Source organism: Mycolicibacter nonchromogenicus, from assembly GCF_002101775.1.
GTDB classification, from domain to species: domain Bacteria; phylum Actinomycetota; class Actinomycetes; order Mycobacteriales; family Mycobacteriaceae; genus Mycobacterium; species Mycobacterium nonchromogenicum.
On the sequence record NZ_LQPI01000018.1, the window covers coordinates 52,813 to 63,549 of the forward strand.

9 protein-coding genes and 1 tRNA gene are annotated in these 10,737 nt (G+C 65.8%); 4 read left to right on the forward strand and 6 right to left on the reverse strand.

What is annotated here, in order from left to right; all coding sequences use genetic code 11:
• Positions 1-16 precede the first annotated feature (16 nt).
• Both AWC18_RS00805 and AWC18_RS00810 read right to left on the reverse strand, forming a co-directional pair.
• The gene (locus tag AWC18_RS00805; protein ID WP_131825940.1) at positions 17-2,077 is read right to left on the reverse strand and encodes a phosphoinositide-specific phospholipase C-related protein; all 2,061 of its coding nucleotides are present in this window, start codon (positions 2,075-2,077) and stop codon (positions 17-19) included.
• A gap of 199 nt (positions 2,078-2,276) precedes the next feature.
• Positions 2,277-3,155: a hypothetical protein gene (locus tag AWC18_RS00810; RefSeq protein ID WP_076047464.1), complete on the reverse strand. Its 879-nt coding sequence runs from the start codon at positions 3,153-3,155 to the stop codon at positions 2,277-2,279.
• Between the two features lie 367 nt (positions 3,156-3,522).
• On the opposite strand from AWC18_RS00810, the gene AWC18_RS00815 reads away from it, so the two are divergent.
• A complete protein-coding gene (locus AWC18_RS00815; protein WP_234801215.1) occupies positions 3,523-4,368 on the forward strand; it encodes a PE-PPE domain-containing protein in 846 nt (281 codons plus the stop codon).
• Between the two features lie 85 nt (positions 4,369-4,453).
• On the opposite strand, the gene AWC18_RS00820 is transcribed toward AWC18_RS00815, so the two are convergent.
• Positions 4,454-4,530, reverse strand: a tRNA-Ile gene (locus tag AWC18_RS00820).
• Positions 4,531-4,595: 65 nt separating this feature from the next.
• Entirely contained in the window at positions 4,596-5,468 is an 873-nt protein-coding gene (locus AWC18_RS00825; protein WP_085137059.1) for a sigma-70 family RNA polymerase sigma factor, read from the reverse strand.
• Positions 5,469-5,553: 85 nt separating this feature from the next.
• Here AWC18_RS00825 and AWC18_RS00830 point away from each other — a divergent pair, with 85 nt between their 5' ends.
• Both AWC18_RS00830 and AWC18_RS00835 read left to right on the forward strand, forming a co-directional pair.
• Positions 5,554-5,937, forward strand: coding sequence for a DoxX family protein (locus AWC18_RS00830; RefSeq protein WP_085137061.1), 384 nt, complete (start codon positions 5,554-5,556; stop codon positions 5,935-5,937).
• 46 nt (positions 5,938-5,983) lie between these two features.
• On the forward strand, positions 5,984-6,847 hold the full coding sequence (locus tag AWC18_RS00835) for an alpha/beta fold hydrolase (RefSeq protein WP_085137063.1): 864 nt from the start codon (positions 5,984-5,986) through the stop codon (positions 6,845-6,847).
• 2 nt (positions 6,848-6,849) lie between these two features.
• On the opposite strand, the gene AWC18_RS00840 is transcribed toward AWC18_RS00835, so the two are convergent.
• Positions 6,850-7,668 (reverse strand): carboxymuconolactone decarboxylase family protein, encoded by an 819-nt coding sequence (locus AWC18_RS00840; RefSeq protein WP_085137065.1) that lies wholly within the window; start codon positions 7,666-7,668, stop codon positions 6,850-6,852.
• Positions 7,669-7,738: 70 nt separating this feature from the next.
• Here AWC18_RS00840 and AWC18_RS00845 point away from each other — a divergent pair, with 70 nt between their 5' ends.
• Entirely contained in the window at positions 7,739-8,743 is a 1,005-nt protein-coding gene (locus AWC18_RS00845; protein WP_085137067.1) for a zinc-binding dehydrogenase, read from the forward strand.
• Between the two features lie 10 nt (positions 8,744-8,753).
• Here the strand turns inward: AWC18_RS00845 and htpG are convergent, their stop codons facing one another.
• The gene (gene htpG, locus AWC18_RS00850) at positions 8,754-10,688 is read right to left on the reverse strand and encodes a molecular chaperone HtpG (protein ID WP_085137069.1); all 1,935 of its coding nucleotides are present in this window, start codon (positions 10,686-10,688) and stop codon (positions 8,754-8,756) included.
• Between the last annotated feature and the right edge of the window lie 49 nt (positions 10,689-10,737).

The window sequence follows — 10,737 nt, forward strand, 5'->3', positions numbered from 1 at the left end:
CCGCAGTCTCCGGGCGTCAGGACACCGTGACGGGCCCCAACAGCTCGGGCACCTCCAGCGGGTATGCCGGCAGGCCCGGCGTGGCCGGCCGGAGTTGGGTGGCCGACGGTGCCGGCGGGGGCGTCGATCCCATGTTCCAATTGCCGTCGCTGCCGGCGGTGTAGGCCAGCCAGACCCGGTCGACGCCGGCCTGGGCTTTGGCCGCCTGGAGCAGTTCGTTCTGATATCCGGTGCGGGGCACGGCGAAGGTCCCCTGCCCCACGCACGCCAAGGCACCACCGGCGAATTGGCCGGCGCCCGAGCTGATGTGCCAGCCGTCGGGGCCCTGACAGGCGTAGGGCAAGAACTGGCCGCAGGCCTCGGCCTGGAAGCGGCCGTCGCCGTTGTGCACGGCGCACTGCTGGGTGGGGCTGGTCACCGGTTGACCGTAGGACCAGCTCCAGGCGAAGCCCGCCAGCTGATCAGCTTGTGGGTCCACGAAGTTCGGGCCGGGCGCGTTGGCACCGCACTTCATCATCTGGAGAATGTCGGCGGACGTCATCGGCTGCGCATTGCCGCCGCCGGCGAGCACGTCGACCAGCGTGCTGGAGTCGAAGAACCGCGTGTAGGAGTTCTGGTACTGGGCCCTGCTGAAGTAGCAGTCGGGGTACTGGACGGTGACCGGTCTGCCCTTCTCTGCCACATTGCTGTCGTTGAAGCCGAGGGCGTCCCACGCCGCGTTCTTGCCACAACCGCTGTTGGTATACAGCAGCACCTGTTTGCCGCTCGCCAGGATCTGGGCCATGCTCACGCCCAGGGGGATCGGCTGGTTGTCGCAGGATGAGCCGGGCTGCACCTGTGTGGGACGGAACAGCAGGTCACGCCCAGAGGTGTTGCCCAATGTGCTTTCGATGACCGCGGCCCCGGCCGGCAGCGACTTGGTGATGTCGTCGACCGGGTCGTCGAGCCGATTCTCGACGTAGAGGACGATCACCTGGTCGGGGTGGGCGTCCAGCCAGCGCCGGATCTCCTGCAAGCCGGTGACCGCGGGCTTTTCGAAGGTGCAGCCCAGGTGGTTGTCGAACCCGTGACACAAGATCGGTGCGTACCCGCCGGGGGCGCCCAGGCTGGGATACCAGTGCAGGTCGAGCTCGAGGAAGCGCATGTCCAAGTCAAGTTGGTTGACCAACGAATACAGCTGGTCGGGATCCATGCCCGACAACGTCGGCGGAACATTGGCATTGGTGTAGTTGAACGAGTTGTGGGTGGCAGGTATCTGCGCCTCCCCCAGCGGCAGAGTCATGCTCAGCCGGTACTGCTGCTCCAGCGCCCTGTGCACCGGACCTGCCAGGTAAGTCTGCACGGACCGATCGCCGATGGGGCTGCCGTTACGCAGGGCGCAGTAGTCGATCGGACCATTGATCACCCGGCACTGGCTGGCCACCAGCTGGGCCGCCGCGTCGAGAGTCTTACAGGCTGCTGCCAGTTGGCCGGTGGCGACATCGAAGCAGGCACTGATCAGCCCGTGCTTGTTGCCGCCGAACCAGCTGCACGCCTCGACGGAGCCGACTGTGCTGCAGGCGTTCACCAGGGGGTCGGTGATGTCACCGATCGCCGTGCACACCGGGTTGAAGGCCGGGCCCAGATCGGTGCAGGCAGTCGCCAGTGAGGGCGGCTTCGACGCGGGAGACATCACCTGGATGCCGATGGTGGCCGGTGTGGAGGCGCCCGCACCGTCGGTCGTGGCGTAGCTGAAGGCATCGGTGCCCACAAAGCCGTTTGCGGGGGTGTAGGTGAACGTGGCGCCGGTGATGGTCGCCGTGCCGTGCGCCGGCGGGGTGACGATGACGAACTGGGTGGCCGGGCTGGGTGGTACGGCGATCAACCCGGCGCTGACCGGGGTGGCGGTGGTGGTCACGGCCACCACGTTCTGCGCCTCAGCGGCGGCTGCTGACGCCACCCCGGGCAACCCCACTGCAGCCGCGGCGCCTCCGAAAAGCACTGCCAGCACGGCGATTACCGCGGTCCAACGCACCCGGCGGGTGGTGACGCGGGTCGTAGCGGTCCGGTGCCGACAACGCTTAACCCCATCCACCACGGACCAGACTCCTTATTCGGTTACGACACCGACTCGCTCGCGGAACGCTCAGGCAACTTCCGTAACAATGGGCATCAGAAATCACGCCGGTAACACGACACGATCACAGATCGAACTCAATGAATTCTTCGGATTAACTTGGTTTCTGGTCGCGGCAGCGGCGCGCGCGCCCTTGGGTACGGCGCGGGTGCCGGATAATTCAGAAGTCCGGCAGCAGAGCGCTCGGCTCGAGCGGGTCCAGGTCGAAGGCGCCCAGGTCCGGCGGCAGCGCACCATCGATCGGCGAGTAGGGCGCACCGATCGACTCGGCGACCGCGCGAGGCAGAAAGTTGATCAGAGCATCGACAAAGCCCGATTGGTTCAGGTCCTCGAACGGGGCCAGAAGACCGGCCAGGCCCGGGGCATCGCTGTTGAGGTAGGCGTTGAGCAGATCGGCCGGCGCTCCGATCAGCCCGACCAGCGCGCCGGTGATATCGCCGGCCGCCAGGTCATCGATGAAATCGCGGGCGAGGGTGTCGAACTCGGCGATGACGGCATGCACGGAGCTCAGCGCGGCAAGGCCGACCGGTACCTGTATGGCGTGCAGGGTGGTCATCGCTGCGTTCACCACGTTGCCGACGATGTCGATGGGGATCGCCACCAGGCGATCCACCAGCCCCAAGACCGGGAAGGCGCTGATCACGATGATGATCGCCTCCCCCAGCGCCGCGGTGATATCGCTCGAGGCGATGGCACTGAACAACGTGTCGAGCTGGTCGGGCAGGTTGATCAGCCCGTCCACGAAGGACTGGGCGGTATCCCCGAACGCCTCGAACGTTCGCTGCGCGTAGTCGAACCAGTTGGTGGCCAACTGGACCACCGTGGGCAGCGGGTCTTCCAGCCAGTGGGCGCCGATGGTGCCCAGGTTGTCGATGGTGTTGGTGATCAGGTCCACGTAGGGGTCGAAGGGACTGGCCGTCAGCTCGGCTGCCCGCACGACGACGTCAGCCGGCGTCGCCACCACTGGTGTCGCGGCCAGTGTGCCCGCGACCAGTGCTGCGATGCCGACGGTGATCCGAAGGTGACTGACTGATCCCACAACACTCATTTCATTACTGGAGCCACTACGGTAACTCTGGGCACGTTGGTCAACCCAAGAATGGGTGATTTTCGGGGTTGTGGGCGCGTCGGCCTCTCTTCTGAGGGCCCGCGGTGTGTGCCGAGCCCCGAAACCGGGGCCAACTTGTCCGCCGGTGGCATTGCAGCAAGCGGATCGTGGTGACGGCAACCCCTCCAGAGCGAGTCCTCAATTCTGGACCTAAGTCTTCTTATTCCAACCTGCAGCATCCTTTATAAGATCAATTTGCCAGATATTTGTCGGCGCCATTCAGCGATGCTGTGAAAACTGAAGGCTTAATTTGACGTAACCTGAATTACTTTTTACCTTTGACTTCCGACATCGGAAGGTGTCGGCCAATGAAACCGCCTGCCCAGCACGGTCGCTGGGCAGGCAATCGCTACCTGTTCGCGTGCAAGGGGAAGTCATGAAGAAATTGATCATCGGCGCGGCGCTGTGCGGCGCCGCATTCGCGTTCGCCGGTGCGGCCAATGCCGCGAACGGCAACAACAACCAATACGACTTCCTTTATGGCTCGACCGACGCCTTTGTTCTGGGTCCGACGGGCATCGCGACGCCATCGGCCGGCTACATCAGCAACGGATTTGACCTGTACCTCGATCCGCTGGGTTACAGCGGCAGTCTCGCTACTGTCGAGGCGTTGACCCTCCCCAACAGCTGGGACTTCCTTCGGAGCGTTCCGCAGGGCCAAGAAATCCTCGTCGATTCGATCCTCGAGGACTTCCTCGCCGGCGAGATGGGCTGCGACACGTCGGGTATCTGCACCGACCCGCTGACCATCTTCACCTACTCCCAGAGCAGCCTCATTGCCTCCTACGCCCAGGAGGAACTCATCGAGGCCGGCGTCCCGACCGACGCGTTGCGTTTCGTGATGCTCGGCGCGAACCCCGCCGCCGTCCCCACCAACCTCTACCCCACCGAAGTGTTCAACATCGAAGGCGACATCTTCGCCGAACACATCGGAAAAACCTGGTGGGACCTGCTGCTGGGCAACACCAGTTGGCAGGACATGCTCTACGGTTTGGCGCTGCACCAGGTCTACCTCGGACTGACGCCAGACCAAATCGACTCTGCCACATCGGTTGTCGACGGGATGACCACGTTCAATGAGATTCCCATGCTCGACACCGGTGAACTGATGCAAGCGCTGTTCAACACGTTCTTCGGGGTGTGACAGCTGAGGAGTTGAGCCGGGCGACGCTCGGCTCAACTCCTCACCCGGGAGGCGTCCGCATCACCCGCGGCATATATCGAGAACGTGGTAGGGCGGGCGGGGCTCGAACCCGCGACCAATGGATTATGAGTCCACGGCTCTAACCAACTGAGCTACCGCCCCCTGGCACTGACTGGCGACCATGACACTAGCGCCTGCCGCCGGACTCGCCGATGAAGAGTCAGCGGTTACGCCCCGGGCGGGTCGGGCAGCTCCATGCCGGCCAGGCGGACTGGGTCCGAGATCGACACGATGCCCACCAGTCGTCCGCTTCGTACCGTGCACGCCATCAGGGCCAGCGGCCGGCCCGTCGGACCCCAGCCCAAGATCCCGGGTTCGCCATTGACCAGGACACGACGCACGGTGATGCGCGCCCCCTGACCTCGACGAACCGCCTCGAGCACCGCGCTGGATCCGGTCGTCACGGTCACCCCGCGCACCGTGTGCTGACGCCAGGAGACCTCGGGGTCCAGCACCCGCAGCAGAGCGTCGAAATCCCCATCCCGCGCGGCGGCCAGAAAGGCATCGACGACCTCGCGCTGCGCACGCCGATCCCCCGCCGGCGTCGGTACGTCCTGGACTTTGCGGCGTGCCCGGCTGGCCAGCATCTTGGCGGCTTCTGCCGACCTCCCCACGATCGGTCCGATCTCAGCGAAGGGCACCGCGAACATGTCGTGCAGCACGAACGCCAGCCGTTCATCGGGGCGCAGCGACCCCAGCACGACCAGTAGCGCCAGCCCAACCGAATCCGACAGAACTGCGGTCTCTTCCGGTGTGTCGCGGTCGTCGGTCACCACGAGATCGGGAAAGTCCTGATCGATCGAGACCTCGGGCCGCGCGGCACGCGAACGCAGGGTGTCGATGCAGATCCGGCTGATCACCGTCGTCAACCATCCCTGCAGGTTGTCGATCGCATCGATGTCCTGCCGCGACAGTCGCAGCCACGCCTCCTGGACCGCGTCTTCGGCATCCGACCAGGAGGCCAGCACCCGATATGCCAACGCCAGTAGGCGATGACGCTCCTGCTCGAAGGCTTGCGCCCATTGCGACTCGGTGGTCATCGGTTACCTCTCGTGGTGTCGACCCGTCATAGGTAATGACGAGCCCCACCTGAGTGAGGTAACCACGAACACGAAGGAGCACGCCATGAACACCGCGTTGTGGATCATCGCCGGCGTCATCGCGGCCGGATTTGCCATCGGCGGCACCACCTTGCTGCTGCTGCCACGGACGAAGTACCGGGCGCTGGGGGCCAGCCAGCACTGGGTCGACGACTTCGGCGACAGCCACCTCAAGGTTGTCGGCACCATTAAATTGCTCGGCGCGACCGGCCTGGTCCTGCCGGCGGCTGTCGGTGTGGCGCCACTGCTGGTACCGATCGCCGCCACCGGACTGATGCTGTTCATGGCCGGCGCCGCCACCACTCGGTTCCGGCGCAGCGAGTGGCTCTATCTGGTCGGCGACACCGTCTTCATCGCGATGTTCGCGTTCCTGGCCTGGGGCCGATTCGCCCTGCAGCCGTTCGCCTGACCGGCCAACTGATCGGCCATTACCAAGGTCGGCTTACTATCCCAGGATGACCGCGGAAACCTTCGTCACCCACGCCCCCGGTGATCTCCGGATCATCGCCGACCGCCACGGTGACCCCGACGCGCGCGCAGTGGTGTTCCTGCACGGTGGTGGGCAGACCCGCCGATCATGGGGCCGGGCCGCCGCAGCGGTTGCCGAGCGTGGCTGGCAGGCGGTCACCGTGGACCTGCGCGGCCACGGCGAGTCGGATTGGGCGAGCGAGGGCGACTACCGGTTGGTCAGCTTCGCCGCCGACGTCCACGAGGTGCTGCGCACCCTGCCGCCTGACCCGGTGCTGGTAGGCGCCTCACTGGGCGGGTGCACGGCGATGCTGCTCAGCGGCGAACTCGCCCCCGGGGTGGCCAGCGCGGTGGTGCTGGTCGACATCGTGCCCAACATGGATCCCTCCGGCGCGCAGCGCGTGCAGGATTTCATGGCCGAAAAGATGGAGACCGGCTTCGCCTCCCTCGATGAGGTGGCCGACGCGATCGCCGCCTACAACCCGCACCGGCCCCGTCCCGCCGATCTCAACGGGCTCACCACCAACCTGCGCCGCCGCGGCGACCGCTGGTACTGGCACTGGGACCCTCAGTTCATCCGCGGTCCCGAGCATCAGGGTCCGATGGAGATTCACGATGTCGAGCGACTCAACGCCGCGGTGCAGACCATTCTCGACGGCGGTGTGCCGATGTTGCTGGTACGCGGCCAGCTCAGCGACCTGGTGGGCGCTACCAACGCCGAGGAGTTCCTGGCCCGGTTCCCGCAGGTGGAGTTCGTCGACGTCGCCGGGGCCGGTCACATGGTCGCCGGTGACCGCAACGACATCTTCGCCGACGCCATCCTGCAATTTCTGGCGCGGCACTCCGCCTGAGTTCAGCCGTACACGGTCTGGCCGTCGGCGTTCAGCAGATAGCGCTCGGTCCCCTCGGCGACCCGCGGTGCGTCGGCGGCCAAGGACACCGCAATCTTGTTGCCGGCGTTGCGCATCACATCCAACGTCAGCTCGATGGTCTGCGCGTCGGTGAAGTGCCGGCGCACTCCGGCTGCCACCTCGGTGCCGATGTTCGCCGGGGTCCAGATCAGCGCGTCGACGTAGCGCAGCGCCGCCTTCTGCGCCTCGCTGAGCAGTCGGGACTCCTCGAAGCGCTCGATGTCGTCATAGAGCGATTCAGATCCGCCGGCGTCCAGTGCAGTCGTCTCACGCAGCGACTTGCACAGCCGGCAGTTGTGCTGGGCGGCTCCACGCAACCGCACCACCTCGGATGTCACCGGATCCAGGGACCGCAGCCGGGCGACGGCGGGCATGAACCCGTTGAACAAGGCGTCGGCGGGGTGGCTGGTGCGATCCCAGGCGATGGTGTCCGGCCACGACACCGCGACACCCACCGCCTCGAGCCCGGCGCGCACCCGCGGAACCAAGTCGCCGATATACATCTGTACGACGGCGTCGAAGGCCTTGTCCCCCAGCGCCTCTTGAAGCCGGACACGTTGGGTGTCGGTGATCGCCGAGACGTCCACACAGAACTGTTCGGCGAATTCGATCACCGCCGGATCGGCATCGGATGTCTCGGCGCTGCTCTCGGCCGGCAGCGGCGTCAAGCCCAGCGTCTGTCCGCACACCTGGCGGACCAGGGCGCCCAGCGCGCCGTCCGAACACGCCACCAACCGGTTCAGCTCACCGAGTACGTCCATCTGATCGAGCTTAGGCTTTCAGCTTCGCTAAACCCTCGATTACCAGCACCGCAGCAATAGGCTGAAGTTCATGCGCGTCGTCGTCATCACCAAGACCGGTCCCCCATCAGTGCTGCAGGTACAGAACCGGCCCGCCCCTCCGCCGCCCGCCGCCGGGCAGGTGCGGATCGGGGTGCGGGCGGCGGGGGTGAATTTCGCCGACCACCTGGCCCGGGTCGGGCTGTATCCCGATGCGCCGAAACTGCCGGCGGTGGTCGGCTACGAGGTGGCGGGGACCGTCGACGCCGTCGGGGACGGTGTCGACCCGGCCCGCGTCGGCGAGCGGGTGCTGGCCGGCACCCGGTTCGGCGGCTACGCCGAGATCGTCAATGCCAGCGCCACCGACACCGTCACGCTGCCGCCGTCGATGAGTTTCGAGGAGGGTGCGGCCGTACCGGTGAACTATGCGACCGCCTGGGCGGCGCTGCACGGCTACGGGTCGCTGCAGTCCGGAGAGCGGGTGCTGGTGCACGCCGCGGCCGGCGGCGTCGGCATCGCAGCGATTCAGCTGGCCAAGGCCGCCGGTGCCGTGGTGCACGGCACGGCGTCACCGGGCAAACACACCCAGCTCGACGCGTTGGGCATCGACCGCGCCATCGACTACCGCCGCAAAGGCTGGTGGGACGGCCTGCCGCCCTACGACATCGTGCTCGACGGCCTGGGCGGCACCTCGCTGCGACGCTCGCTGAAGTTATTACGTCCCGGCGGACGCCTTGTCGCCTACGGACTTTCGTCACTGCAGCAGGGCGAGAAACGATCCCTGTTGCGGGCGGCGCCGCAGGCACTGGCGATGCTGCGCGGCTTCAGCCTGATCACACAGATGGAGCAGTCCAAGACGGTCATCGGCCTGAACATGCTGCGGTTGTGGGACGACCGCGGCACACTCGGACCCTGGATCACCCCACTGTCAGAGGCGCTGGCCAACGGGACCGCCGCACCGGTGGTGCATGCGGCGGTACCGTTCGCGAATGCCCCGGAGGCGCACCGCATTCTGGCCGCGCGGGAAAACGTCGGCAAAGTGGTGCTGGCGCCCTGAGGGCACCAGATCACACGGTGCGCGCCAGCCGTTGCGCCAGCAGCTCGGCGAAACGGGCCGGATCCTCCAGCGCCCCACCCTCTGCCAACAGCGCTGTGCCGTAGAGCAACTCCGCGGTCTCGGCCAGCTCGGTGTTCTCGCCGCCTCGCTCGCTGTGTGCCTGGCGCAGACCGGTGACCAGCGGATGGCCCGGGTTGAGCTCGAGGATGCGCTTGCCGACCGGCACCTCCTGGCCGTTGGCGCGGTAGATGCGAGCCAGCGCCGGGGTCATCTCGAAGGTGTCGGTGATCAGGCAGGCCGGTGACTCGGTCAGTCGAGTCGACAGCCGCACCTCTTTGACGTGCTCGGCCAGGGTCTGCTGCAGCCAGGAGATCAGGTCGGCGAAATCCTTCTCCTGTTCCTTGCGCTCGGCTTCGTGCGCGGCCTTGTCCTCCTCGGAGTCCAGGTCCACCTCGCCCTTGGCCGTCGACTGCAGCGGCTTGCCGTCGAACTCGGTGACGGTGTTCACCCACAGCTCGTCGACGGGGTCGGTCAGCAGCAGCACCTCGTAGCCCTTGGCTTTGAACGCCTCCAGGTGCGGCGATTTCAGCAGCTGCTGGCGGGACTCGCCGGTGGCGTAGAAGATCTGCTCTTGGCCGTCTTTCATGCGTTCGACGTACTCGGCCAGCGTGGTCGGTTCGGTGTCGCTGTGCGTCGAGGCGAACGAGCTGATCGCCAGCAGCGTCTCCTGGTTGTCGAAGTCGGAGAGCAACCCCTCCTTGACGACGCGACCGAACTCGGTCCAGAAGGTGCGGTAGTCCTCCGGCCGCTGCGCCTGCAGCTCCTTGATGGTCGACAACACCTTCTTGGTCAGCCGCCGGCGAATCGCGTTGATCTGGCGGTCCTGCTGCAGAATCTCCCGCGAGACGTTGAGCGACATGTCCGCCGCGTCGACCACGCCCTTGACGAAGCGCAGATACTCCGGCATCAGCTGGTCGCAGTCGCCCATGATGAACACGCGCTTGACGTAGAGCTGCACGCCCACCTGGGCGTCCCGGTTGAACAGGTCGAACGGAGCGTGCGACGGGATGAACAGCAGCGCCTGGTATTCGAAGGTGCCTTCGGCCTTCATCGCGATGACCTCGAGCGGGTCGTCCCAGGCGTGCGAGATGTGCTTGTAGAACTCGTTGTATTCCTCTTGCGAGACTTCTTCTTTGGGGCGCGCCCACAGCGCCTGCATCGAGTTCAGGGTCTGGGTTTCGACGGTGACCGTCTCTTCGCCGCCCTCTTCCGACGGTGGTGTACGGCGCTCGACCTGCATCCGGATCGGCCAGGCGATGAAGTCGGAGTACTTCTTGATCAGGCCCCGGATCGTCCACTCCGAGGTGTAGTCGTGCAGCGCATCCTCAGCGTCTTCGGGCTTGAGGTGCAAGGTGATCGAGGTGCCCTGCGGCGCGTCATCGACGGATTCGATGGTGTAGGTGCCATCACCACTGGACTCCCACCGGATGGCTTCGCTCTGACCGGCTTTGTGGGTGAGCATCTCGACCCTGTCGGCGACCATGAACACCGAGTAGAAGCCGATCCCGAACTGGCCGATCAGCTCGTCGGATGCTTCGGCGTTCTGAGCTTTCCGCAGTTGCTGGCGCAGCTCGGCGGTGCCGGAGCGGGCCAGGGTGCCGATCAGGTCCACCACCTCATCGCGCGACATACCGATGCCGTTGTCGCGGACCGTCAGGGTGCGGGCCTCTTTGTCCACCTCGATCTCGATATGCAGGTCAGAGGTGTCGACCTCGAGGTCCTTGTTGCGGAACGCCTCGAGCCGCAGCTTGTCCAACGCATCGGAGGCATTGGAGACCAGCTCCCGCAGGAATGCGTCCTTGTTGGAGTAGACCGAGTGAACCATCAGATCCAGCAGCTGGCGAGCTTCAGCCTGAAACTCCAGCTGTTCCACACGTGCGCTCATAAGCGCCGAATTTTACCGACCGGGCCGTCGGGTTTCTCGGGGGGCCAAA